Annotated in this window: 25 protein-coding genes and 1 tRNA gene; 14 read left to right on the top strand and 12 right to left on the bottom strand. The window is 51.8% G+C overall.

Features of this window, described 5'->3' with window-relative positions; genetic code table 11:
* Positions 1 to 3: 3 nt before the first annotated feature.
* The 3 genes from PED39_06855 (at position 4) to PED39_06845 (ending at position 2288) form a co-directional block, all read left to right on the top strand.
* Complete coding sequence (locus PED39_06855) at positions 4 to 696, top strand: DUF5131 family protein (protein WII07303.1); 693 nt, start codon at positions 4 to 6, stop codon at positions 694 to 696.
* Positions 693 to 1589: a radical SAM mobile pair protein B gene (locus PED39_06850; GenBank protein ID WII07302.1), complete on the top strand. Its 897-nt coding sequence runs from the start codon at positions 693 to 695 to the stop codon at positions 1587 to 1589. The genes PED39_06855 and PED39_06850 overlap by 4 nt, the downstream gene beginning before the upstream one ends.
* Positions 1590 to 1820: 231 nt before the next feature.
* The gene (locus PED39_06845) at positions 1821 to 2288 is read left to right on the top strand and encodes a hypothetical protein (GenBank protein ID WII07301.1); all 468 of its coding nucleotides are present in this window, start codon (positions 1821 to 1823) and stop codon (positions 2286 to 2288) included.
* A 115-nt stretch (positions 2289 to 2403) separates the two neighbouring features.
* On the opposite strand, the gene PED39_06840 is transcribed toward PED39_06845, so the two are convergent.
* The 4 genes from PED39_06840 to PED39_06825 form a co-directional block, all read right to left on the bottom strand.
* Positions 2404 to 2550 (bottom strand): hypothetical protein, encoded by a 147-nt coding sequence (locus PED39_06840; protein ID WII07300.1) that lies wholly within the window; start codon positions 2548 to 2550, stop codon positions 2404 to 2406.
* A 233-nt stretch (positions 2551 to 2783) separates the two neighbouring features.
* Positions 2784 to 3470 carry a DUF45 domain-containing protein gene (locus PED39_06835; protein WII07299.1) on the bottom strand — a complete coding sequence of 229 codons (687 nt, stop codon included), beginning with the start codon at positions 3468 to 3470 and terminating at the stop codon, positions 2784 to 2786.
* Positions 3463 to 5151, bottom strand: coding sequence for a YgiQ family radical SAM protein (locus PED39_06830; GenBank protein WII07298.1), 1689 nt, complete (start codon positions 5149 to 5151; stop codon positions 3463 to 3465). Before PED39_06830 ends, PED39_06835 begins: the two co-directional genes overlap by 8 nt.
* Positions 5152 to 5157: 6 nt before the next feature.
* Entirely contained in the window at positions 5158 to 6501 is a 1344-nt protein-coding gene (locus PED39_06825) for a pyridoxamine kinase (GenBank protein ID WII07297.1), read from the bottom strand.
* Positions 6502 to 6607: 106 nt separating this feature from the next.
* On the opposite strand from PED39_06825, the gene PED39_06820 reads away from it, so the two are divergent.
* From PED39_06820 to PED39_06805, 4 genes are all read left to right on the top strand, one after another.
* On the top strand, positions 6608 to 7519 hold the full coding sequence (locus tag PED39_06820) for a hypothetical protein (GenBank protein ID WII07296.1): 912 nt from the start codon (positions 6608 to 6610) through the stop codon (positions 7517 to 7519).
* 148 nt (positions 7520 to 7667) lie between these two features.
* Positions 7668 to 9734 (top strand): ATP-dependent DNA helicase, encoded by a 2067-nt coding sequence (locus PED39_06815; protein ID WII07295.1) that lies wholly within the window; start codon positions 7668 to 7670, stop codon positions 9732 to 9734.
* Positions 9731 to 10648, top strand: coding sequence for a Na+-dependent transporter (locus PED39_06810; protein WII07294.1), 918 nt, complete (start codon positions 9731 to 9733; stop codon positions 10646 to 10648). The genes PED39_06815 and PED39_06810 overlap by 4 nt, the downstream gene beginning before the upstream one ends.
* Before the next feature lie 32 nt (positions 10649 to 10680).
* Positions 10681 to 10763 (top strand) — tRNA-Ser (locus PED39_06805).
* Between the two features lie 13 nt (positions 10764 to 10776).
* On the opposite strand, the gene PED39_06800 is transcribed toward PED39_06805, so the two are convergent.
* Positions 10777 to 12039, bottom strand: coding sequence for a DUF4143 domain-containing protein (locus PED39_06800; protein ID WII07293.1), 1263 nt, complete (start codon positions 12037 to 12039; stop codon positions 10777 to 10779).
* A gap of 425 nt (positions 12040 to 12464) precedes the next feature.
* Between PED39_06800 and PED39_06795 the strand changes: the two genes are divergently transcribed.
* Positions 12465 to 13682, top strand: coding sequence for an ATP-binding protein (locus PED39_06795; protein WII07292.1), 1218 nt, complete (start codon positions 12465 to 12467; stop codon positions 13680 to 13682).
* 33 nt (positions 13683 to 13715) lie between these two features.
* Here the strand turns inward: PED39_06795 and PED39_06790 are convergent, their stop codons facing one another.
* Complete coding sequence (locus tag PED39_06790; protein WII07291.1) at positions 13716 to 13973, bottom strand: hypothetical protein; 258 nt, start codon at positions 13971 to 13973, stop codon at positions 13716 to 13718.
* 69 nt (positions 13974 to 14042) lie between these two features.
* Between PED39_06790 and PED39_06785 the strand changes: the two genes are divergently transcribed.
* The gene (locus PED39_06785) at positions 14043 to 14330 is read left to right on the top strand and encodes a YdeI/OmpD-associated family protein (GenBank protein ID WII07290.1); all 288 of its coding nucleotides are present in this window, start codon (positions 14043 to 14045) and stop codon (positions 14328 to 14330) included.
* A 2-nt stretch (positions 14331 to 14332) separates the two neighbouring features.
* On the opposite strand, the gene sfsA is transcribed toward PED39_06785, so the two are convergent.
* A complete protein-coding gene (gene sfsA, locus PED39_06780) occupies positions 14333 to 15016 on the bottom strand; it encodes a DNA/RNA nuclease SfsA (protein ID WII07289.1) in 684 nt (227 codons plus the stop codon).
* 163 nt (positions 15017 to 15179) lie between these two features.
* Here sfsA and PED39_06775 point away from each other — a divergent pair, with 163 nt between their 5' ends.
* Positions 15180 to 15413: a hypothetical protein gene (locus PED39_06775; GenBank protein WII07288.1), complete on the top strand. Its 234-nt coding sequence runs from the start codon at positions 15180 to 15182 to the stop codon at positions 15411 to 15413.
* Here the strand turns inward: PED39_06775 and PED39_06770 are convergent, their stop codons facing one another.
* The 4 genes from PED39_06770 to gpmA form a co-directional block, all read right to left on the bottom strand.
* On the bottom strand, positions 15414 to 16820 hold the full coding sequence (locus tag PED39_06770; protein WII07287.1) for an MATE family efflux transporter: 1407 nt from the start codon (positions 16818 to 16820) through the stop codon (positions 15414 to 15416).
* 150 nt (positions 16821 to 16970) lie between these two features.
* Positions 16971 to 17510, bottom strand: a complete 540-nt coding sequence (locus PED39_06765) for a Holliday junction resolvase (protein ID WII07286.1) — start codon at positions 17508 to 17510, stop codon at positions 16971 to 16973.
* 108 nt (positions 17511 to 17618) lie between these two features.
* Complete coding sequence (gene aspS / locus PED39_06760) at positions 17619 to 18923, bottom strand: aspartate--tRNA(Asn) ligase (GenBank protein ID WII07285.1); 1305 nt, start codon at positions 18921 to 18923, stop codon at positions 17619 to 17621.
* A 34-nt stretch (positions 18924 to 18957) separates the two neighbouring features.
* Complete coding sequence (gpmA, locus tag PED39_06755; GenBank protein ID WII07284.1) at positions 18958 to 19713, bottom strand: 2,3-diphosphoglycerate-dependent phosphoglycerate mutase; 756 nt, start codon at positions 19711 to 19713, stop codon at positions 18958 to 18960.
* A 179-nt stretch (positions 19714 to 19892) separates the two neighbouring features.
* Between gpmA and PED39_06750 the strand changes: the two genes are divergently transcribed.
* Genes PED39_06750 through PED39_06735 form a run of 4 tightly spaced genes read left to right on the top strand, consistent with a single transcriptional unit; the run spans position 19893 to position 24263 of the window.
* The gene (locus PED39_06750; GenBank protein WII07283.1) at positions 19893 to 21107 is read left to right on the top strand and encodes a fructose-1,6-bisphosphatase; all 1215 of its coding nucleotides are present in this window, start codon (positions 19893 to 19895) and stop codon (positions 21105 to 21107) included.
* A gap of 5 nt (positions 21108 to 21112) precedes the next feature.
* Positions 21113 to 21784, top strand: coding sequence for a triose-phosphate isomerase (gene tpiA, locus PED39_06745; GenBank protein WII07282.1), 672 nt, complete (start codon positions 21113 to 21115; stop codon positions 21782 to 21784).
* Between the two features lie 38 nt (positions 21785 to 21822).
* Complete coding sequence (locus PED39_06740) at positions 21823 to 23802, top strand: phospholipase D-like domain-containing protein (protein ID WII07281.1); 1980 nt, start codon at positions 21823 to 21825, stop codon at positions 23800 to 23802.
* Positions 23799 to 24263: an N-acetyltransferase gene (locus PED39_06735; protein ID WII07280.1), complete on the top strand. Its 465-nt coding sequence runs from the start codon at positions 23799 to 23801 to the stop codon at positions 24261 to 24263. Before PED39_06740 ends, PED39_06735 begins: the two co-directional genes overlap by 4 nt.
* Here PED39_06735 and PED39_06730 read toward each other — a convergent pair.
* The gene (locus tag PED39_06730) at positions 24244 to 26181 is read right to left on the bottom strand and encodes a hypothetical protein (protein ID WII07279.1); all 1938 of its coding nucleotides are present in this window, start codon (positions 26179 to 26181) and stop codon (positions 24244 to 24246) included. The two genes, PED39_06735 and PED39_06730, sit on opposite strands and share 20 nt — an antisense overlap.
* Between the last annotated feature and the right edge of the window lie 32 nt (positions 26182 to 26213).

Here is a 26213-nt window from a genome sequence, read left to right as displayed (position 1 = left end):
TCGATGTCAATAAGATGCCTGAAATCGGAGATACAGTGCCTGAACGCGGTCATAGGGTGCACCAGAGGATGCGAGTATTGCTATACGAGAACCGTCGTCAGAAGATATCATGTGACGGAGGACTTCTCGATACCGCAGTTCTTCCCGACAAAACTGAGGATCCTGGACAGAAAACGCCCGCGCATCTACTTCATGACCGGGATGAGCGACCTCTCCGATTGGAAAAGGGAATGGATAGACACTACCATGGATGCCGTCGGGAATAACCCGCAGCACCAGTACATATTCCTGACCAAATCCCCGGACAGATTGAGGATTAGGTGCGATATGGATAACGTGTGCTTTGGTGTGACCATCACAAGAGATTCCGAGAAGGGCAGGATAAGGGAGCTTCGGAGGAATGTCCGTGCGGGAAGCTACCACATTACTTTCGAACCGATGTTCGACCGCATATCTGACATTGATTTCGAAGGAGTCGATTGGATAGTCCTCGGTACGGAGACTGGAAACCGCAGAGGAAAGGCCGTATCGCAGCGCGATTGGATACAGGACATCGCCGATTCGGCCATCGAATCGGGCGTCAGCGTCTTCATGAAGGAGGATGTAAAAGACATCATGGACGAGGAGAACATGATACAGGAGCTTCCCAGAGCCTACGAGGAGCTTCTGGTCAGGCAGAAAGAGTGGAGATTATGAGCGATATAGTGGTTAAGGAGATAGAGACGAAGAACATCATGACCAAATCATCCGGTCCGCTGGGTGGTTATGCGGTCAACCCGTACACGGGATGCACCCACGGATGCAGATACTGCTATGCGTCGTTCATGAAGAGATTCACAGGACACACCGAGCCCTGGGGAAAGTTCCTGGATGTCAAGGACTGGCCGAAGGTGGACCCCTCAAAGTACGACAATCAGACCGTGCTGATCGGTACCGTCACGGACCCCTACGTCCCGCAGGAGAAGAAGTATCTCAGGACGAGGAAGCTGCTCGAACAGCTTTCCGGGAGCAAGGCCGATATCACCATATGCACCAGATCGGACCTTGTTCTCAGGGACTTGGATCTGCTGAAGAGTTTCGAACGCATGACCGTTTCCTTCTCCATCAACACCCTGGACGATTCCTTCAGATCGGACATGGACAAGGCCATGAGTATAGAGAGGCGCCTGGATGCCATGAAGAAGCTCTACGACGAGAGAATACGCACGGTCACCTTCATCTCGCCTGTCTTCCCGGGGATAACCGATATAGAAGCAATCATAAGGAGGATAAAGGACCAATGCGACCTGGTTTGGCTGGAGAATCTCAATCTCAGGGGAGGATTCAAGTCCGATATACTGTCGTACATAGAGGAGAGATATCCTAACTTAGTTCCGCTGTACAAGGAGATCTATACGAAGAAGGACCGCTCCTATTTCATCGACCAGGAAAGGAAGGCGGAGAGCCTGGCCAAGGAATTGGGTTGCCCATTCACCGACAACTGGACACCATACGGGAGGGCGGAACCCGGACATCCCGTCATAGTCGATTACTTCTATCACGAGGAGGTCAGGAAGACCAACAACTCCGGGGTCAGGAACAGGAAATGATTCCACCCGCTCAGGACCTGATCAGATGCGGATCTCCTGATACTTGGCACTCATTCGCCGTATGATCACCGTTCTGTATTGCTCCGCTCGAAGTGGTTCCATGTTCTGCCAGCGGCGAATTCATGCCGATAGTTACCTCAGCGTAACTATGTTACCCTCTGGTTTCTTATTTCTTATTAGTTTCTGTTCGATACTAATACTCATAGCGATATCTAGTATCGGTGAGAAACCATGTCACAACAGATAGAGACACTCGAACATGGAATAATCACGAAGATCGCATGCGGGGACATGAACGTCCGCGTATACAGCACCAAGGACGCCATCGAGGACCAGGTCATCATCCTGGACCGTCAGGGAAAGGGGATCATCATCGAACTGCCCTGCTTCCATGACAGCATCGCGGAGCTTACCAAGTATCTGGCCGATAACAAGCTGGAGATCGTCGGAAAGCTGGTATCCTACCACGCGGAAGGTTCCTCCTTCCTCCCTGATGTCAAGAACTATTTGACCGAGTCAGCAGTCGCATACAACACCGACGGAGAGGGAGCACACCTGGTGCAGAACTTTTCCGGAGTCTTCGGAGCCGCTTTCGATTCCGGGATAATCAACGCCGGCGAGAAGCTCAACGGAGGAAAGATGAACATCGCAGGGATCGACATCGAGATCATCCCCCAACGGGATACCTCTCGTGTATGAGTTCGATAAGGATTTCAACGTCATATCGAAGAGATATCTGGACGACAAGTCCGTTCTGGCTTGAAAATTTGGAGAGATAAGTAAAGGGGGTTGGAGGACAGTTTGCTGCTGTCCTTCATTGCTTGTTGCGGTTCTTGAACATCTTGATGGCCTTGGCTGCAGCGTCGAGGTCTATGTTCAGTCCATCGCCATCTTGCTCTTCTTCCCATCTGGCCTCTTCATTGTCCGTCTCGTGCTTCTTAAGGAACTCTCTCAATCCCATTTTGAGTCACCGGATATGAATCCGTTTAACTGATTTATATACCTTTGACCAGGAAGGTCGGATCGAATAGAAGTTTCGGAACCTGAACCTCATATGCATGAGATCAGAACGCTGACAGCATGTGCAGGGCCCGCTGTCCTCGAATTCAAGCCCGACGAGGTCGAGGGGCTTACGTCTCGATAAGGAAAGAAAAGTCCAGCGAGAATTACAGCATCGATGATGGGCATAGGTTTTCAATGTAGACGTTTCCTCGAATAGAACGTCCTCAGGTACTCTTCGCAGGCATCGTATTCCGGGAACAAGTGCTCCCACGATCTAAACTGAGCGTTGTGGGGGCGATGGGCCTTGGACATATCCTGCCTAAGGTGAAGGATCTCATGATAGATGACGAAATCCAGGACCAGGTCGGGGACGCTGTCGTCATCCAACAACGGATTGACGGATACGACTCTGAAGAACTGGTTGCACTGGCCCCATTTGTACTTCTGCATATGGTCTGCCCAGGAGAAATAGGAGTTCCTGATGTCATCATCGAAGATGAGCTCCATATCCCTTAGCCTCTCGACTGAATCCAGAAGGTTCTTGCACTTCCCCTGCTCGGTCAGCTTGAGGGACCTGGTGCGTTGGAGGAAAATAGGTCTGCTCTTGACTATGAAATCCGGGGAGAGGATGTACTCGGTTAGCAGGGGCGACTGCTTGTACCTCTTGCCCCTGGACCACGCCACGATAGCCTTGCATTCATCACTCAGGACGTTATCAGGCGCATCCTTCAGGTAATCGGAGAGCTCTATCTCGATGGCCTCGCCGGTGATGCGGTATGCATAATGCAGATGCATCTTGCCTTTCAGGATGACCTTGTAGGAATCATAGGGATACATGTCCAAAGGGCGTATCCTGGATGTGACATCGACATCACGCATCCTTATCCCTCACGAGTATCCTCTTCTGGGCCTGCTTGCCCTTGATCGAATGCTCCGAGAAAACCCTGTGCCCCTCCAGATCCTCTCCGGTATGATACATCGAGGTGGAGGCCGTTGAAGGCGTGGGAGTGAATATCTGCACCTGCTCAGGATTGGTCTTGAGCCTGCTATGGCAGAATCTCGAGAGCTCCTCCATGTCCTCGTTCCTGCAACCTGGATGCGCAGCAATGAAGTAATAGGTCAGGAACAGCTCCTTCCCGCATCTGGCGGTGCACTTGTCAAACCTGTCCTTGAACTCCGTAAGCTTCTCTGGCCCAGGTTTGCCCATCGTCTTCAAAACCCTTCTGCTAACATGCTCCGGGGCGATCTTCATCTGACCGGATACATGATGCCTGACGAGATTCTCGAGATACCTCTCACCGTTCTTCTCGTCTGCAAGGATCATGTCGTAACGGATACCGGATCCCACGAAGACGCGTTTCACTCCTGGGATGGATCTGATATCCCTTAGCAACTGCACCTGTTTTCCGTGGTCTATGCAGAGCTTGGGGCATGGTTTGTCACCTAGGCATGACTTGTCCTTGCATGCGCCTATGCGGAGCTTCTGACGGCATTCTATGCCGTACATGTTGGCTGTCGGTCCTCCGACATCCCTTATGACGCCGTTGAAATCTGGCTTGGAGGCGAAGCCTTTGGCCTCGTTCAGTATGGATTCCTCAGAACGGGATACGACTGTGCGTCCCTGATGCACCGCGATAGCACAGAAGGAGCAATCGCCGTAGCATCCTCTGTGGGTGGTGATGGAGTTCTTGATCGTGTCCATCGCCTTCACCGGGCCGTCCTTCAGATAGTATGGGTGCACCTCGTCCTCGAAATCCAATCCATAGATGGTGTCCAGTTCCTCTGTGGTAAGCAGCCTTGACGGCGGATTCTGCACCAGATAACGGTCGCCGTGCTTCTGAACAAGACCTTTGGCGGTTATAGGATCGCAGTTGTCCCTGAACAGACTGAAGGCTTGGTTGAAGGCCTTGTGATCCTTTGAACACTCCTCATACGAGGGCATCTCCAGATATCCCTCAGGAGCGGTATTCGATGCATAGCATACACCGTTGATCCCCTTCCAATCCGCTCCGTCCTTCATGGCATTAGCGATGGCCAGATTGCTGAGCTCTGTCATTCCGTAGGTTATCGCATCAGCTTTGGAATCGAACAGAACCGATCTCCTGACAGAATCGGACCAATAATCGTAATGGGCGACCCTTCTCAGACTGGCCTCTATGCCGCCGAGGATTATGGGCTTGCCCTTGGCGTACTTCTTGATGAGATTTGTATATGCGATACATGCCCTGTCAGGACGCCTGTTGTTCACGCCTCCAGGAGTGAAGTCATCGTCCTTGCGGAACTTGTTCACTGCGGTGTAGTTGGCGACCATGGAATCCACGCATCCGGCGGAAACCGACCAATACAACTCAGGTAAACCCAAACGGGTGATGTCATCGGGGGCATCGATCCTCGGCTGGGCTATGATGCCGACCCTGAAACCGTTATAGATCAGCCAATGGCCTATCAGCGCAGCGCCGTTGTACGAGTTGTCGGTGTAGGTGTCCCCTGAGACGATGACGACGTCCAATGCGTCCCATCCCCTCTTGGCGACCTCCTCCCTGGTCGTTGGAATGAACATCTCAGGTCAGAATAAGAGTTCCATTATGTAATCGTTCATCTCGAAACCGTTGCCTATCGGCTTGTCGATGGATGCGCTTATGCTGAATCCCATGTGCTTGTAGGCCTCGATGGCGCGGTAGTTGTCGCGCTTGACGGTGAGGTGGATCCTGTGGATGTCCTGCTTCGTGCAGAGCTGCTTCAGGAAAGCTATGGATCTCGATGACAATCCCATTCCCCTGTGCTGGCCGTCGATGTAGAACTTGGACAGGAACATGCCACCATCATCGGGATGGATCCCGAGATAGCCGATATCGTTGCCCTCGCTGCGGATGATGTAGTATGAGTATCCGTCGGAGATCTGCTCTTTGATGGCATCGTAGCACTGCATGGTCGTGACCATGTAGTCTATCTGCTCATCTTCTACAATCCCGTCATAGGCCTCCGGCCAAATCCTGGCGGCCAGTCCAGCCACACGGGATATCTCCATGTTTGAGGTAGCCTTCATAAATTCCGGTCCGTTCCTAAGGACCTCCACCTGGCGTACATACTGTCCGATGCCCTGTTCGAAATCGACTCCGTACCTGACGTCTGCACCGGAGTAATAGGTCCTTTTGATGGAACCTACGGTGTAATCGACGGCTATGCGGACGGAATCCTTCAGGCCTATGCCCGATTCGAGTGCCCCTACCAGTGCTGAGCTGAACACATCGCCGGTGCCGTGGTAGTAGCCTTCTATCATGTCCCTCATGACCTGCCCAGTCTCCCCTGTATCGTAGTCCTTGAAGACTGCGCCGACCTTTCCCGGCTCGAAGCTTACACCGGTGATTACGATCTTCTTCAGTCCGAAGACCTCAGCAGCATTCAGCATGGATTCGATGTATCCCCATTCATAAGGCCCGTCCTTGTACTCCTGGCCCAGGAGGAAAGACAGCTCTGTAAGGTTGGGCATGAGGACATCCGCTCTCTCGCAGAGTTTCCTCATCTCCTTGGGAAATTCCATGTCGAACACGGAGTACAGGTTCCCCTTGTCGCCCATGACGGGGTCGACATAGGCCGTGGTCCTCTTGTTGGAAAGCTTGTCCAGCAGATCGCAGACAAGGTCAATCTGCTCGAATGACCCGAGGAAACCGGTGTAGAATGCATCGAAATCCAATCCCAAGGATCTCCAATGCTCCTGGATGGGGTGTATGTCCTCGGTCAGATCACGGTAGGTGAAACCCTGGAATCCTCCCGTATGGGTTGAGAGGACTGCGGTGGGCAGCACAGAGCATTCGATACCAATTGACGATATGATGGGCAAGGCTACGGTCAACGAGCACCTGCCGACGCATGATATATCGTGCACAGCCAACATTCTACCGTGGGACATCGGCCACTTCACAAGGATAGTAAAAGATAAAGATTGCTATCGTACAATTCTTTGCACCGAGGCTTCGGAAGTCATAGTTTTTATCCCTCATCCACATCCCAACGGCATGGACGTTTCGGAGATCCGTTTGGAGAAGGCCCTTTCAGAGTGCAATTCTACAGTCAACATGCTGGAGTCCAACGGCACCTCTCCCGAGCTTATCGATGCTTACGTCAACCGCGGTTGCATCCTCTACATGTTGGGGTATTTCACATCCGCTATGGAGGACCTGACAGCGGCAACAGAGATGATCGACGAACTCGAGTCTGACGGCACCTCAGTTGATGCCGGAACGTACATCAAGGCCCATGCGACGATGGGCGCCATCCTTTATGAGCAGCGTTCTGAGGTCTCCGAAGAATATGGTTATGCAATCTCCAGGCTTCCGGAGCTCAAGACCGACTCCAAGCACTACGATAAGGCGGGCATCATCAGGCTCTGCATAGAATCGGCAGAGAACCTCATTGACTGCGAGTATCCTGAGGATGCAGAGGAATTCGTTCAGAAGGGCCTTTCGTTACTCGCCAGATCGACAGACAAATGGTCAGGAAACCGTCTTATGGAGCTCCACACGCTGGAAGGGGAATGCAAACTAGGTATGGGCGACCTTCGTGCAGCTATGGAATGCTATTCGGAGGCAATATCACAAGGTACCGACCTGGTCGACAGCAACGAGATTGAGGATATGGAGGAACTGGTGGTCCCGATAATCTCAAGATCTCAATGCGAGAGCGAGCTCGGACTGGACGACATGTACATCGCGGACCTTAACTTGGCTATCCAGCTTCTTGAGGAGATGCTCAAGGTGAACAGGCTAGAGGATCCCGAGATCCTCGTGCACATGCACCAGGATATAGCTTCGGCCCTGATGACGCAAGGCAAGGTCCAAGAGGCCGAAAAGCACCTTGTGCGCGCTATGACCATGGGAGTGAATGGCGCCAAAGACTATCTGAACAATCAGACCAACGGCCAATTTTGACTACGTATCTTTTCAATAATAATTGTAAATTAATTAAGTTAATAGCTTAATTAACTAAATTAATTATCTTCATTAAGCTATTTACTAAATTTAATGACTTGAACCGGTTCGAGATAGCATTATATCCTGTCCTCGTTTCATCGAGCGCATGCAAGGGATGTTCTGCAGCAGATGCAAGAGTTTAATGCCTCCTGGCAGCCGTAGATGCAGGTCCTGCGGAGCCACCCTGGGTCCGGGAGATATCAGCATCCAGTCATCCCTTGACGGCATCGGCCCGAAGAAGACCTCCGTTGAATACGTTCAGGAAGAGAACAAGGAGGCTCCCTACCTCCCTTACAAGCCTCGCGGATGCCAGATGGATATCATATCCGATATTCGCATCGCATTGGACGAGGGAAGGCACATCATAATCGAATCCGGCACAGGCACAGGAAAGACTATTGTATCCCTCGCCGCGGGCCTGGAGCATGCCAATAAAACAGGGAAGAAGATCGTCTATCTCACAAGGACGATCTCGCAGAGCGATCAGGTCATGAGAGAGCTCAAGGCCATATCGCGCATCAAGAACGTATCCGGACTCACGATCACCGGCCGTAACAAATCCTGCCCTCTGTTCAGAGGTACGAAGGACTATGAGAATCTCTCGCCAAAGGTTCTATCCATGATGTGCGAGGAGAAGCGCTCCAAGAGCATCAAGGGATCCGCAGGCGGATGCCGCTACTTCGACAGGATCAAGACTGAGATCGATAACGTAGAGAACTACGTCCTGAACAACTTCCCCACATCTGACGAACTGGACAGGTACTGCGAGAAGATAGGTGTCTGCCCATATGAGATGAAGAAACAGCTCATGAAGAAGTTCGACGTCGTAGCTGTTCCTTACGTCCATATCCTTTCCACGGACATCCGTACTACCCTCATGGCCAATCTCGGCCTCGAGGAGAGTCCGGAGAGCATGCTGCTGATAGTCGACGAGGCCCATAACCTCGTGGATGCGGCAAGGGATCAGGAGAGCTTCACGATAACCAAGGACCTGGTGGACAACGCCATAGACGAATGCTCCACCATGAAGGGCAACCCGACCGTTTGGATGGAGGTCGAACTGAAGGATTTCCTATCCTTCTTCAAGAACTGCATTCGCAATGTCGCCACAGAGAAGCTCGGCCTCAACGAGAAGGAGGTCGTTCTGAACGACGACTACATCGAGCAGCGCATGATGAAGAAGTTCGGGATGAGGTCTCAGGACCTTGATGCGGCCATCGAGAGGGTGATGGACTATGGTGAGGCCAGGACAGAGCTCCTTATGGAGCAGGGTGATAACAGGGTCTCCGAGATACAGACTCTGGGCATAGCCATGAAGGACTGGTGCTCCTCGGCTTCAGACAGGTTCGTGAGGTCCCTTAAGATAGATCAGGACGGCGAGTTCCTTAGCGCCAAGTGCATCGATCCCGCAGAGATTTCTGTCTTCCTGAACAGCATCCCTGGGGCTATCCATATGTCCGGAACTCTGCAGCCGTTGGACCAATACGCTAGGGTTCTCGGTATCAGGGGGAACCCGAGGTTCAGGATGTACCCCTCGCCCTTCCCGCCCGAGAACAGATCAGTGCTCTATGTGAACGATGTCACGACTCAGCAGAAGGAGATGCAGAAGGACCCTGGGATGCAGAACCGCATAGAACGTTACATCACGATGCTCTGCAACTCCGTCGACAAGAACACCTTGGTGTTCTTCACATCCTACTCGTTCATGCGCAGCATGCGCCCCTATCTGGAGATGCATATCAACAAGAGGCTCTACTGGGAGGAGTCCCGCAACCAGCGCAAGACCATGGAGAATTTAGCTGCGTTCCGCAACGGCCGCGACGGAGTTTTCTTCTCGGTCATGGGCGGATCGGTCGCAGAGGGCATGGATTTCCCCGGCGACGAGCTATGCTACGCCATCATTGTCGGAATCCCCTATCCTCCCCCGTCTACCGAGCTTAAAGCCATGTCGGCGATGTTCGATCAGAGATATGGAGCAGGCAAAGGTTGGATATACACAAGCGAAGTTCCGGCTCTCAGGAAGATGAAGCAGGCGATCGGCCGTTTGATAAGGACGGAGACCGACCGCGGAATGGCAGTGATCCTAGACAACAGGGCATCCAGATACGTCAAGCAGCTGGAGGCCAAGCTAAGCGATGATCCTGCCGGAGATGCAGCGAGGTTCTTCAGATGAGCATGGTATTCGACATCAAGGTATGGATCATCATAGGGATTGCCCTGGGGCTGGTCCTCGGATTCGACCATCCAGATGCGCCCACCATGCTCATGATCACACTTATGATCCAGATGACACTGGCCCTCCAGGGGCTGAAGTTCGACTTCTCGGATATGAAGGAAAACAGGAAAGGGGTGCTTTTCTGCCTCCTTCTATGCTTCGGATTCAACACGGCGATCACCCTCCTCACTGGACTGCTCTTCATAGACGATGCCGCACTGTGGTACGGTTGGGTGATGCTTTCTGCCGTTCCCTGCGCAATTTCCGTCATGACCATGACCTTCTACATGAAGGGCGACATGAAGCTGGGCATGCTCGGATTCTCCGTGATCTACGTGTGCGCTCTAGCGCTCACACCGTTCATCACCCATATGCTCATGGGGGAAGCTGCCAGTTGGCTGAAGATACTGGAGTATGTCCTGCTGTTCGTCGTAATCCCCGTTGTCGTTGATATTCCTCTAAACAGGATAACTATCCCCCCGAAGGTCAAGGTGATGGTTATGAACGTCGTCATCATGGTCATGGTCTTCATCAGTGTCGGCTTCAGAAGGGACTACATCATCGAGAATCCCGATATCGCCCTTTGGCTGCTCCTGGCCAACCTTGCCAGGATATTCATCCCCAGCCTGGCGATGATCTTCATCCTGAAGAAGATGCGTTTCGACAGGGACAAAGGCGTGGTCTACGTGGCCCTCTCCACCTGGAGGAATTCCGGTCTAGCCGCGACACTGTGCATCATGATGTTCTCCGTAAGCTATCCCAATGCCCTGCTGCCTGCCGTGCTCTCGCTGATGGTCGAGAACCTGTGGTTCGTGATCATGCAAGGGTCTTTCGACAGACTGTGGCCCGCTCCGAAAACGGAGAAAAACTGATTTTTATAGTAGTTGCTCTATCGAGAACTCAAGCGGAGGTAGCCAAGCGGCCTACGGCGCCGGTCTTGAAAACCGGTGGAGCATCTCCTCGAGGGTTCAAATCCCTTCCTCCGCGCCTTTTCGCCCAATTATGGTCCAAGACATCCGATAGGGACTACGTAAACACCATCGTCCCTTTGATAAGCCAATTCAGTTCCTGTCAGGACCATTTTGAAACTTGGCAGTTTCATCTCATGTTCCTCCAACAATGATTCCAACTTACATAGATTCTCTGCACCTTCATCGATATCCTTACTTCCAAGCTTCACTTCGATGACTCCGTATCTTCCATCATCTAACCTGACGACGGCGTCTGCCTCCAACCCATATTTATCATGATAATAGAGCACCTCACCCGATAAACTGGAAGAGTAGACTCTGAGGTCTCTTATGCATAACGATTCGAATAGTAAACCGAATGTATTGAAATCATCTACAAAGTTATCAGGAGTTATCCCCAGGTAATATGCAGCGATGGATGGATCGATCAATTCCCTTTTAGGACCCGCCCTTATTGCATCCTTCGATCTGATCTGCGGATTCCACGCGGGAACATCCTCTATGAGGAAGACTCCTCTCAATGCAGCCAGATAGTCGGCGAATCTGTCCGAAGAGATAGAAACATCATTCTTGACCACATCAGCGACCATCGTTTTCATTGTTGCCATAGAGGAGACATTCCTTGCGTAAGATCTTATAATCTCTTTGGCTGTAGCGGGATCCTTAGCATATTTTCTTAAAGAGACGTCATCACTCTCATATATCAGATCGAGATAACTTTTGATTCTGATTGCGCATTTACGGTAACTCAAGCCCATATTCGCAGGCCAACCCCCACGACATAGACATTCAGCGATCTTTTTGACAGAAAGGTCTGATTTGACTCCGTTCTGAAAATCTCCATCAAACAATGCCTTTAAAGATACTTTTCCATTCGAGTCTTTGGATTCGTACAGGCTCATAGGATACATATCTAGAACTCCGATTCTGCCTGCTCCGCTATGTTGGATACTATCTTCTGATGGTATTCTGGAACCGGTTAGTATAAATTGTCCGTTTTTTCCGCCTTCATCCACATTGCTACGCACTGCATCCCAAATAACAGGAGAAACCTGCCACTCGTCGATGAGCCTGGGCTGTTCCCCTTCCAGAATCAAGGATACATCCGCTTCTGCTGCCGCTATATAGTCTTTGGATTTCTTTGGATCCTGCATCTTTATGGTACTGGCTGCAATATTGGATGCTGTTGTAGTTTTTCCACACCATTTTGGCCCTCTGAGAAGTACTGCTCCAAATGAATCCAAATAGAATTCGAGCTCATTGTCGATGATACGCGGCATGTATCCTTCCATGCTTCCACATATGCCTAACAACTATTTATTGCTGCCTTTTTGATTAAAATTCTGCAATATTTTAGTGCTAATTTTTGCAGTAATCTAGTGCTAATTGACTATTATAATATCTATAAATTCGATATCCATGTATGTGTCTGGCGCGGTGGCTATGATGCAGAACCCTGATTTTCGGGGTAAAAATGAGGGGCTCGGTTTAGCGATCTGGACAACGCTAGCTGTACATCCCTTCCTCCGCGCTTTTGACTCTCATAATCTTCATGCTACTGCACATTGAGAGCTATCATTGACTCATGCATAATTTCAACAAATATCACATCATCAAAAATTCAAAATTAATACGATTAAACATAAAAACATTTGATTTTTAAAAATAAATACGATTAAACGAATTTATTTTATAGATTTAAAGAGTATTGATGATTATGGAAGAAGTGTGGAGAAGACAATATCTCGATGAGATCCTTAAATTCAAAGACCAAGATGTGATCAAAATCATAACTGGGATAAGGAGATGCGGGAAATCCACTCTGCTATTCCAATACATGCAGATGCTGAAAGATTCTGGTGTCGATCCTGATAATATCCTATACTACAACATGGAATCGATGAGGAACGATCGCTTCCGTGATGGCAAGGCCCTGTACGATGAAATCATATCAAAAAAGAATACCGAAAAGATTTACATAATAATCGACGAGGTCCAATTCATCAATGGCTGGGAAAGGGTTGTCAACTCTTTGAAGATAGACCTTGACTGCGACATATATGTAACCGGATCAAACGCATATATGCTCTCAACTGAGATCTCCACACTTCTTACCGGTCGCAACGTCGAGATTGGCGTGCTTCCTCTATCGTACAACGAATTCTGTATAATCAACGATAAAGAATCTGAAAGAACAAGGCTGTTCGATTCATATCTGCACTACGGTGGAATGCCATTCATACGTCCAGACTATTCTGAAGAAGTTATTTTTCAAAGATTAGATGAGATAAAATCAGACATCATTTTGAAGGACATATGCAGTAGAAAAGAAAGAATTGATTCCGTCAAAGTCAGGAAGGTCGTCGATTACATGTTCTCTGAGATAGGCAATTCCATATCGGCAGGGAATATCGCAGATTCATTGAAAATCAGCCCTTCTACAGCCAGCGATTACCTCAATATTATAACCGAATCCCTTTTGTTTTACAGGGTAGAAAGATACGATCTGAAGGGCAAGACGATACTCAAGACCGAAGCGAAATACTACTGTTCCGATCTGGGGATGAGGAATACACAACCTCTGAAGGCGGATCGGGATTCTGGAAAGGTACTAGAGAATCTGGTATATCTGGAGCTCAGACGTAGAGGCTATAGAGTTTACGTGGGGACCATAGGTCAATTGGAAATCGATTTCATAGCCCTTAAAGGCGAAGAGAGGAAGTACATCCAAGTATGTCAGACACTTTCGAATGATGAAACAAAGAAAAGGGAACTGAGACCGTTTAGAAAGATCGTCGGAGAAGGTTCTAGATTACTTATTACGGCAGATCCGATATCCATCACAAGAACCGAAGAAGCCACTATCCAGAACATAATTGATTTTCTTGAGGAATCGAATCGAAAATCCATGTCTGAAGATTGGGGGTTGAGCTGAGGGAGTATGTAAACAACTTCATCAGCCCTTATATCATACCGTTCCATGAAGGTAGGTGATACCGGTATGGCCACATTCAAATCTGGAGAAAAGGAGATTTTCTACTCCGCAGACCGCAAAGAATGGCGCCAGTGGCTCGAATCCAATTTCAGAGATGCCAAAGAGATCTGGTTCGCATTCCCCATGAAATCCTCTGGGTAGGAAGGGATAACCTACAACGATGCTGTCGAAGAGGCTCTCTGTTTCGGATGGATCGACAGCGTCGCTGGAAGCCTTGATGAGAGATGCCATATCAGACGTTTCACCCCTAGGAAGAACAACAGCCCTCACTCCAGGATGAACATAGAACGCCTAATCAATATGGACTCCAAAGGACTGATCCATCCTGAAATCCGTCCCCAGGTGGAATCCCTCATAGCCGAAGAATATGTTTTCCCGAAGGACATACTGGCCAAGATCAAGAAAGATAAGGAGGCCTGGAAGAACTATCAGTCCTTTTCAGAGCCCTACAAGAGGATCAGGATAGCGTACATTGATTCTGCCAGGGACCGTCCGGAGGAATTCAAGAAACGCCTCAATAACTTCATCGCCAAGACCCGTGAGAACAAGAAGATCGGCGGCTACGGCGAGATCGACGAATACTACTGAACTCATCTGAATTTGAACGGGACCTCGGCATCGATTACCATCGAATCGGGCGTGACGATGCAGTCGTAGACCAATATGCCGACGCCTTCGTTGTGGACCTCTTCCAATACCTTCCCGAACTCCTCATGCGTCGCATAGTTGGGCGTGAAGTACCGCATAGGCTTCATCTGCACCACGAAGGCTGCGTAGCACTCGTATCTCTCGTCCAATGCCTGTCTGAGGCCCCTTAGATGCTTCAGACCGCGCTCGGTAGGTGCGTCAGGGAAGCTGCAGACACCGTCGAACTCTAATGTGACCCCCTTCACCTCGACGAAGATCTTCCTCCCCTCGCTCTCGATATAGAAATCGAAACGGGAATCGCCGTGAGTGTACTCGGGAAAGACCTTGGGATCTTTTCCGAACCTGCCCGATGTGAGGATGAATTCGTGGAAAGCTTTGTTGGGGGCCTGCGAATCTATATTGATCAGCATATCGTCCTTGTATGCCGCGATGAGATCATATCTGGTCTTCCTTTCGGGATTGTTGGAATCATAAAGGATGGTTTTGCAGCCGGGGACGAGAATCTCTCTGCAGCGACCTGTGTTCTTCACATGGACCGTCTCTATGTTGCCATCGACCTCGACCTTAGCGATGAATCTGTTCGGTCTGCTAAGGAACTTGCCCTCTACAACCCTATCGTATCTCAAGATACCGCCCTTAACTCCGTTGATATCCGACCTGCATATTGGTATTTGTCCCTATCCTTGTTCAGACGTCTTCACGTATCAGATAAATCTGAAATAAATCGGAAATTATGCCCATATCCAGCCATCATCCTTCTTTAATACCCTGTATGCAGGTCTTTTCCACATGAAACCGATAACGCAGGAAGAACTGCTAGCTACCATCGAGGAGAATCCGATGATCTGCACTCGTGCGATAGTGAAGAAGCTGCGCCCTGAAGAGTTTCATGACGTAGATGCGTACGTGAAGTACTTGGATGAGATCAAACCCATGCTCATGACTCTCTGGAAGAACGGCAAGATCGTCTCATCCAAGGTACAGTGCTGCACCTTCAATCTGAAGCAGTGGCAGATAGCCTGATCAATCCTCTACGAATTCCTCTTTCTTCAGGAGTTTGGGGTACCCTCCCCTCAGGAGCTTCCTGATGGAGGTTATCCCGAACACTCCGCCGTAGATGGATCCGATCATCTCGGACGCTACGAATCCCCACCAGATCATCTCGAGGGTTCCGAACGAGACCGCCAATGCTAGGCATATCGGGATGCGTATTAGGTTCAGCACCGCTGTGATGGAGAGTGATTTCAGACCCCATCCCATGGACTGGAAGTAACCTACGGACGTGTATCCCAAAGGCGTGAAAGGCATGTATATCGCGCTTATCAGCAGGAAGAACGCCATCTGATCCCTCAGTCCGATCGTGGCCTCAGAATATGTGAACGGCAGGACCAGGTACTGGTTGAACAGCACCAGCACCAATGAGATGCCGATGCTGATGAGTATTCCGTACTTCAGAGCTATGAAGTAGATCTCCTTCACCTTGCTGGCCTTCTTGGCACCCAGGGCTGCTGCGCAGATAGGCACTATGGAGAAGCCGATCGCCATAGTCGGCATGAAGAACAGGTCCATTATCTTGAATCCGTTACCGAAGATGGCCACACCGTCGATGGGCGATACACCTTCGATGATGACGTTCATCACCATCGCTGTGACGGACATGAGGATGATCTCCATCGATGCGGGGATTCCGACACGGAGGATATCCCAATCGAGATGAAGGTCGAACTTGAATCCCTTCAGAGGGATCTTGACGAATGTGCTCTGGTTTCCGAAATACCAGAAGAATGCGATGATTATCGGAACGGTCATCGACAGGGAAGTTGCGATGGCTGCTCCGGAGATCCCCCATCCAAAGACGAAGATGAAGATCGGGTCGAGGATCATGTTGAAGACGACCCCGATGACATGGATGATCATGGAACGCTTCGCGGCACCTTCTGATCTGAGCAGACCGCTGAGCATGTTTCCAATCAGGATGGCGGGGGTTCCGATGAAGATCGGGATGGCGTAGGCCAAGCAAGCCTCCATGTTGGACGCGCCTCCGCTGGCGGCGATCAGTTGCTCGGCCAGCAGTATGAATACGACCGCCAGGACGATACTCATGACAAGAGTCATCATAAGTGCCTGTGCGGCGACCCTGTTGGCTCCCTGGCGATCCATGGATCCGATACGCCTGGCCAATGCCTGTGATGCTCCCACACCTATTCCGTTTCCGAAGCCGATCATCAGGAAGAACAGCGGGAAAATGACGTTGACTGCCGCCTGCGCCTCCACTCCGATCGATGTCAGCCAGACCGTGTCCACGACATTGTTGATGCTCTGGATGAAGTTGGCTACCATAACAGGCACAGCCATGGCTATGATGGCCTTCTTGGGATTGCCCAGCATGATCTCCACATCTTTTGTCATCCTAGCTTCGGTCTCGGACATTGTTTCCCCCTTAAGAGGAATACCTAATAAATGTTGTGAATGGCCAACGGTGTTTTATGAATACTCGTCCATTACCATTCGGAACAGACCGGATGATGATAGACCTTGGCTGATCAGTGATGAGCCCTATGAGTTCTGACGGTGTTCCGCTCATTCATCTGAAGAATAATCGGACATTCCGACATAGCTTATGAGGTCCGATAGCTTCATCCCGTTCTCCCAGCGCATGATGAAGTTCCCGTTCGCAGATGATTCGAACTTGGGTATCCTCCTGTAGAGGATGGCGTTCCTTCCCTTGAAAACGTGGTCGGTCGGGATGGTGAAGATCCTCCAAGGGTCGCCCCTGAATGCCTTGAGCCTGTATGCGTAGATGGGGACCAGATGCGACTGTGTGCAGTCCGCCAGCATATCGTTGGCCTGCTCGATGAGACGGGCATTCTTGCTGAAATGGAGAACGTCGTCGGCGGAGCTCTTCACCTCTATGGGGAAAGAGAAATCCCATCTCATGGCGACCAGATCGATACCTAAAGAACCTGCGGCACGTGTGACCAGGAACGGATTCACCAGCATGCTCTTGTACGCATCCGTCTCGGAAGCGCTGCATGTATTGATCATCTTGTTTATGATCTTCTCGTCTCCTGAAAGGAGTCCCTTCAATTCCCTCTCGTAAGGCTCGCCCGGTGCTGCCATTTTGCATCCCTATCATCATCACCGACTGGAGAGTATATAAAGAAAAGAGGGGGGTGGCCGAAAGTGGCGAAAGTGGAAAAATCGGGGGTCATGCCCCCGGAAATCATTTCAAGGCGACAGTCTGCTGGGATCCCTGGGGAAGAGGATGGCTTCCCTGATGTTCGGGAGGTCCAGCATCTTGACGAGCAGCCTCTCGATACCGATTCCCCATCCGCCGTGCGGGGGCATTCCGTATCTGAAGGCGTCGAGGTAGAATCCGAAGTCGTCGGGGTTGAGCCCCTTCTTCTCCATCCTTGCGACGAGCCTGTCGTACCTGTGCTCCCTCTGTCCTCCGGATGAGATCTCCTGGCCCTTGTAGTCCAGGTCGAATGCGAAGGAGAACTCGGTGCCGTCCTTCTCCATGATGTAGAAGGGTTTGGCCTCCTCGGGGTACTCGACGATGAAGTACATCTCTTTGCCCTGCTTGGCCATGTACTCTCCGACGATCTTCTCTCCCTCGGTTCCGAGGTCGTCGCCGTTCTTCAGCGGGAGCCCTCCGTCGTTGACGATCTTGAGGCACTCGCTGTACGTGAGCTTGGGGTAGGGGCGGGAAGGGACCACGATGTCCTTTCCGATGAGCTTCAGCTGCTTAGCGCCTTTCTCCTTGAGCCCGGTGATTACGTGGTCGATGATGACCTCGATCATGTCGGTGACGTCGTCCATGCTCTGGATCCAGGACATCTCTCCGTCGAAGGAGATGAACTCGGTGACGTGACGGTTGGTGTTGGACTGTTCCGCGCGGAATGCGGGGGCGATCTCGAACACCCTGTCCAGTCCGGTGGACATGAGCACCTGCTTGTAGAGCTGGGGGGACTGGGAGAGGAACGCGTCCTTGTCGAAGTACTTGATCTTGAACAGCTCGGCTCCTCCCTCCGCACCTGCGGCGGAGATCTTGGGGGTGTAGACCTGTGTGAAACCGTTCTCGCGGACGGCCTCCTCGATGAGAGCGACCATCATGGACTTCAGCTCGAATATGGCCTTGATCTCGGGCTTCCTCAGGTCCATGAACCTGTTGTTTAGACGGGTGTCCATCTCTACGTTGACCTTGTCGATGACTCCCATGGGCAGAGGGACTCCGGCCTCGCTGTGCATCGTGTATGCCGATGGGATGACCTCCAGGCCCAGAGCGGTCTGGTTGCTCTCCTTGACCTCTCCGACGATGGAGACTACGGATTCCCTGGACAGGGATGTGAGCTTGTCGAAGAGCTCGGGGTCGATCTTCTTCTTTGGCATTGTGACCTGGATGACTCCGTATCTGTCGCGGAGCTGGAGGAAGGCGATTCCTCCCATGTTCCTGATGTCCTGAACCCATCCGCTGATGGTGACCTCTCCGTCACCGACCGCGATGTTGCTGGAATCCTTGAAAGCTGTCATGATGTTCAACCCGATTGATTCTTCCTATAACTAATCACTTCTTCTTGGCCTGGTTAGCAACCGCGTCCATCTTGGCGTTCACCGCATCCTGGTCTCCCAGATATCTCTTGGATATGACCTTGAATTCCCTGTCGAACTCGTACACCAACGGAACTCCGGTAGGGATGTTCACTCCCACGATGTCCTCGTCGGAGATGTCCTCGAAGTACTTGACGAGGGCACGGAGGGAATTGCCGTGCGCAGCGATGATAATCCTGTCTCCTGCGAGCATCCTGGGTCTTATAACATCGTTGAAGAAGGGAACTGCCCTTGCGACGGTGTCCTTGAGGCTCTCTGTGAGCGGGAGAGAATCCTTGGGAACCCCTCTGTATGGATCCTGCAGCGCAGGGTTCCTGTCATCATCCTCGGCGAGTGTCGGCGGAGGGATGTCGTAGGATCTGCGCCATTTCTTGACCTGATCCTCGCCGTACTTCTCGGCGGTCTCGGCCTTGTTGAGTCCCTGGAGCGCTCCGTAATGCCTCTCGTTGAGCTTCCAGGACTTGATGACAGGCAGCCATTCGCGGTCCATCTCCTCCAATGCGAGGTTGAGTGTGTGGATGGCGCGCTTGAGGTAGGATGTATAGCAGACATCGAAGTCGAATCCTTCCGCCCTCATGAGCTTACCGGCAGATCTGGCTTCCGCTTTGCCTGTGTCCGATAAGTCCACATCGGTCCAACCGGTGAAGAGATTCTGCTTGTTCCATTCGCTCTCTCCGTGGCGGAGCAGCACCAAGGTCATGTTTCCTGTCATATGGTCGGCAATCGTGAGTGTCGTTTATTAGCCTGTTGGGCGGAAACCGTCGGGAAAGATGCCTAATGATGTGCATTATGCATCGCGAATCGCCTTTTCGTTCGACTTCCAGTATAGTCCGTGTTAAAGCACTTTTTATAGAAGTCAGCCCATCAAGAAAATAATACAGGTTGTTAATCATGTCTGCAGAAAAAGTCACAGTTTCTATCATCAAGGCAGATGTGGGATCCGTCGTCGGACACGCCAGGCCCCACCCCTCGATGCTCGATGCTGCAAAGAACGTCCTAAAGGACGCTCAGAAAGCAGGAACCATAGAGGATTTCTACGTCACCCGTGTCGGGGACGACATCAACCTCTACATGACACACTACAAGGGAGAGAACAACAAGGACGTCCACGGTGCCGCCTGGGAGTGCTTCCAGCAGGCCACCAAGATCGCCAAGAAGATGAAGCTCTACGCTGCCGGACAGGACATCCTCACGGATGCATTCTCCGGAAACGTCAAGGGAGCCGGCCCCGGTTCCGCAGAGATGACGTTCGAGGAGAGGGGATCCGAGCCTCTGCTGTTCTTCATGGCCGACAAGACCGAGCCTTCCGCATACACACTTCCCCTCACAAGGATCTTCATGGACCCCTTCACGACCACCGGACTGGTCATCGACAAGAGGGCCAAGCAGGGATTCGACTTCGAGATCCAGGACGTCATGGCCAACAAGAAGGTCGTCATGTCCGCCCCCGAGGAGTCCTGGAGCATCCTGTCCCTTCTCGGAGACACCTCCAGGTACGCCATCAAGAGGATCAACTCCAGGGCAGGAATCGGACCCGCAGCCGTCGTTTCCACCGACAAGCTCAACATGACAGCCGGAAGGTACGTTGGAAAGGACGACCCCGTCTGCATCTGCAGATGCCAGAGCGGTCTGCCCTCCGTTGGAGAGTACACCCAGCCCTTCCTCAACAACACCATGCTCGTTGCAGGATGGATGAGGGGATCGCACATCGGAGCGTTCTACCCCTGCTCACCCGAGGACTCTGACCCCACATACTACGACGGTCCACCAAGAGTGTGCTGTCTCGGATTCCAGCTCAACAACGGAAAGCTCCAGGGACTCGAGCCCTACGGAGCCAAGAACGGAGAGCACATGCCCGTCGACTTCTTCGGAACCTCCACCTTCGATGAGGCCCGCAGGAACGCCATCAGGGCAAGCAAGTTCATGAGGTCTCAGGGACCCTTCGTCCCGTCGATCCTCGGAGCAGAAGAGATGGAATACACCTCCAGGCCCGATGTCCTCAAGGAGCTCACCAGCAGGTTCGTCTCCCTCGACGAGAAGCCCAAGAAGAAGGCAGCCGCTTCCAAGAAGGCTCCCGCAAAGAAGAAGAAAGTGGAAGTCGAGTGATCTCGATGAAATCGAATCCAGCGGTCATCGTCAACTTCAAGATGTACTCCGAGGTCGAGGGAGTAAAGGCCCTCGAACTGGCGGAAATCTGCGCCAAGGTTGCCGAGGAGACCGGAGCGAACCTGGTGGTTTGCCCTCCCATGGTGGAGCTGTCCTACGTAGCGGACCAGGTAGAGATACCCGTCTACTCGCAGAACGTGGACCCCCGCAAGCCCGGTTCCGGAACTGGATTCACCACACCGTCGCTGGTCAAATCAGCGGGTGCCTCAGGCACCCTGATAAACCATTCGGAGCACAAGCAGCCCGCGTCCGACGTGGGCTCTTGTGTCCAATTATGCAAGGATCTGGACCTTGTCACCTGCGTCTGCGCGGACACCGTTGACGTCGCGAAGGATCTCGCCCAATTCTCACCTGATTACATCGCAGTTGAGCCTCCTGAGCTGATAGGAGGGGACATATCCGTCACCACCGCCAACCCCGGCATCGTCTCCGGTACCGTGGAAGCGGTGAAATCCGTCGACAAGAAGATCAAGGTCCTGTGCGGGGCCGGTGTCAAGAACGGAGGGGATGTGAAGACCGCTGTTGACTTGGGTGCGGAGGGAGTTCTGCTTGCATCAGGCGTAGTCAAAGCTGCGGATCCTGAAGCTGTCATCAGAGACCTGATCCGCAACATCTGAGCATCGCTATTTTCTACGAGTAACTATTACCATCAGCCATGAGGTCAGTGCTGGCTGTATCGCTGCTGTTTCTGGTTTGCGCATTCGTGCCGCTGGCCTCGGAATATGATGCTGCGAACACAGGCATTGTTCTCTACGAGGTCAATATCTTCAACGAAGACGAGGGAGTTTCGCTGCACAACTACAGCTCGTACGACATAGATCTGAAGGATTTCTGCATCACCGACAATCCTCAGAAGAGCTCGTCCGAAGGCTCCATAGGCTTCTCACAATCTCTGATAATCCATTCGGGAGAGACACTTACCTTCGTGAAGGATAAGTCCGCGGATTCGGGCTTTCCGGGACGCCATACTACCTACAGGAACGGCGAGTCCGGAGTAACCATATCGAACAACTTCGCATTGAACAACTCCAAGGACGATGTCTACCTGTTCTACGGGAACAACATAATCGACGCCTTCTTCTACGGTGACGTCGAGATCACGGACAAGAACTTGTGGTCCGGGGACACGTTCACCCCTAAGAAGAACAGTTTCGCAGTGAGGGTGTCCGCGGAAGGGGAGTCTGCATCCTGCTGGACCAACTACAGGATCGGACAGACTAATCTCCAATTCGACCCGGAACTCCAGATCGATGCCACTGTGCATCCGTTCCTGTTCCCCGAATCCGGCGGAATACCTATCTATAACGCCCTAGAGGACGCGAAGAAGTCCGTTTGCCTTACGATGTATCAACTATCCTGCGACAACGTCTATGCGCTGTTGCAGAAGCTTTCCTTGAAAGGCGTAGATGTCACCGTCCTGCTGGAGGAATCGCAGGGCTACACAACACAATCCCCTTCACCGGCAAAATCGCTTGTCGATGCGGGATGCACCGTGAAGCTCATAGGCGGCGTATCAGGCGACAGATACAACCTTGTCCATGCGAAGTACTGCATCATCGACGGCACCAGGGTGATCGTCACATCCGAGAACTGGACCTGGGGCAATTTGAACATGGAGGTGATGACCGATCCTATGGAAGGTCAGGGGAACCGCGGCTGGGGAGTCCTGATCGACAGCCCGTCCTATGCGTCATACATGATGGACGTCTTCGAGAATGACATCAACGGTGAATACGGAGATGTCATCGATTTCAGCGATACTGCCCCCTATGCGAAGGCGAAGACACTGACCTATACTGCTCCGACGAAGAAAGTGCAGCTGCCCAGCTACAGATGCAAGGTCACCCCCATACTCTCCCCGGACAACGCTCAGCAGGCCCAGATCTACTACATTTCCAACTCCACTTACAGAGTCTATTCACAGCAACAGAGTCTCGACAATGATTTCCTCAGCAGAACGGACAACCCCTATTCGGCGATGGTCTCAAAGGATTCCGGTGGCGTTGATTGCAAGCTGATCCTCAGCAATAATGTGGACAGCAGAACAGTCGCATCGGTCCAAGTGTCCAGCGGGATCAGCTGCATAGTTATGGACACTCCATACGTGCATAACAAAGGGATCGTCTGCGATGATACCGTTCTCGTGGGATCCATAAACTGGACCTATAATTCCCTGGAGAACAACAGAGAGGTCATGGTCGCCATCGATTCCAAGGAGGTCTCCGGATTCTTCGCGGGCGCATTCATAGACGATTTCGAGACGAACGACAGGTCCTCCGGGCTCACACTGTCCTTCACGGAATTCTCCAGTCACTATAGCTCCCCGGGGAAGATCACTATCACCGTGGCGGTCAAGCAACCTGGAAACTACACCTATAGATGGAACCTTGATGGGGCCGTCTCCGATTCATCGATCCCTCGCAAGGTTCTAGAGGTATCCTCAGGCAGACATGTCCTGGGTGTTATTGCGACCGACTCTATAGGGAACAGAGGATTCATTTATGCAGAATTCACCGTTGATGAGGATTCGTCTGATTCCGTGGAATCGATCCTCCCGTATGCCGCACCTGTGGCGTTTGTGCTTCTAGCCATAATGATCGCAGCGATCAAGATATTCAGGGGGCGTTCCGCTTGATTATCTATAGGGCCATGAAGGCTGAGGATTCCATCAGGATCTACGCCCTTTTCAACAGCAATCTGGACGGCTCCTTCTCCCTGGACGTGATTGAGTACTTCTTCCTCTGCTGGCCCGAGGGACAGATCGTGGCTGAGGATATCTTCGGCAACATTGTTGGCGCCATATGCGGGACCAGGGTAAAACCGGGAAGAGCCTCCATAGCGCTCTATGCCGTGGATTCCAAGTACAGAGGACAGGGAATAGGGACCAAGCTCCTGGACAATTACCGCACCAGGTGCTATATGGAAGGTTTCTCAGAGGTTCAGCTGGAGGTCCGTGTGACGAACGGCAGGGCCATAGATTTCTACAAAAGACAGGGATTCGCCATCGAGGAGACTCTGCCTTCGCTCTATGCCCCAGGAGAGGACGGTTACAGGATGGTCCTGAAGCTCTCAAGAATCAATCACGTTTCATCGTGACGAGCGAGTACACGGTCACCGCCAATACGCCTATGATCGCAGCTATCAGAACGTAGTCGAACCAGGTCATGTCTGTGTTGATGACGATAGGCTGAGGAGGGATTGGCCTCTCGGATGTGTAGTTCAAGAGGTAGAAGTCGTTGTAAGTGCCTGCGGTGATGAAGACCTGCGACTCGTACTCGGCAGCGGAGATCATCTTGTACTGTCCCTCCGCCTCATCGAAGACGTATACCGCGGTGCACTGGTTGTGATCTGTGGGCAAGGTAACCTCGACAGTGCAGATTGCGAGGAGGTCCCTGTCGATTCCCTTGATGTCCAGTCTGTACATTCCGTCGAAGTTCTCCGGAGGATCCACAGGGTTGAGGGCTATCATGAACTCGTCTCCGTAGATACGCTGCGAACCCTCGATGGTGATGGTGACGGTGAGGTTATCCTCCGCCAGGATGGTCGAGATGCTCTCCACAGGGTATTGCGTCTCCTGGTCTATCACCACGGCGTTCCTCTGCGACATGACGTTCAGGGACGATGTGGGGCTGGAATAATGGACGTAATCAGCGAGATAGCCGATCCCTTCAGGCGTACCCCCTATCTCGGATCCGGACCTGCACTGGATGACGGAATTGTTGATCAGCGTACCGCCAATGTATAGCGAACCGCTGATGACCATGTTGTCCGAGTTGTAGAGCGTTGCGCCTTTTGAGATGTTCAGGTAACCGTCGGTCTGGACGATGTACTCGGTGTTAAGGGACACGATCCCTCCCACCGGGATGGTACAGGAGGAAAATGACGTCCAGACACCGTCCTCTGCATAGACCTTCATGGTGGTTTTGAGATAGGAGAAGGAATCCGATATGGAGCTGGCTGAAGGGTTGCCGCCTATCTTGTAGTTACCGAAATGGTATGCTGATGTCCTCCTCTCTGCAAGGAATGCGGAATCGTTGGAGACCGTTGTGTTCTGGGCATCGATGACGACCATATGCACTATCTCCTCTGATACAAGGGCACCGTTGCGGAGGATCCTGGGCATGTTGAGAATGCCGCCTCCCATGATGCACTTGCCGATGGTGGCGCTGGAGCCTATGTGGACCTTCACATCGCCTGTGACGCAGGATGTGGCCAGATCCCCGATGTTCCTGTTGTAGCTATGCTCGGTGTTGGCACCGATGCAGAAGTAATCGATGCTTCCGGAATTGATATCGTAGATGAGGTGACCGATCCTGGATGCGATGTTGGACATGTATCCGACTGCCGCACCGTTCATATCGATGTGGACGCTGGAGTACTTCCCGTTCTCACCGGTGGTGTACATGCGGTTAACGGACAGACCGTAGTCCAGATGGACGGTGTAGTTTGTGATGCCCAGCATCTCGGTCGTAGGGTTCAGGAGGTTGACGCTGCCTCCCTTCATGTCCAGCGTTACGTTGCGGAGTGTAGTCGGGATCGAATCATATGAATTCCCGATGTACTGCTTCACCTGATTGGAAGCTGTCAGCATCGCAAGCGTCTGGATGGATCCGCTGTACATGGTGAAATGGACGGAGTTGGCCGAATTCAGCGACTCCTTGGTATCGACGCTGAAGATCGTGAGCTTCCTCACATTAGCACCGTCGTACACAATCTCCATGTAATCTCCCGCTTGGGAGAGGTTCCTGAGGATGATGTCGGTGTTCTGAGAATAGGTGTGGGTGAACCATTCGGAAGGATGGTCCTTCGTGACCACGTAATCCCCGTAGGCCTTGAACGTCATCAGGGTATTGCCCTTGGCGTCAGCGGTCAGGATGATATCAGCATAAGGATAAAGATCCTGGGGCAATGGATCCTTGGGCGGATCGGCGGCATCGATGGGGTCGATGACGATAGCTGAGGCTGAAACAAGCACTAGCGTGAACAGCGCCAACAAGCCCCATTTACTGCTCATCATGAATAGAACAATGGGATCGTATATGACGG

The organism is Methanomassiliicoccales archaeon LGM-RCC1, assembly GCA_030168575.1.
In the GTDB taxonomy this organism is placed as follows: domain Archaea; phylum Thermoplasmatota; class Thermoplasmata; order Methanomassiliicoccales; family Methanomethylophilaceae; genus Methanoprimaticola.
Note: the sequence above shows the minus strand (reverse complement) of the source record. Positions and strands in the feature narration are given on the sequence as shown.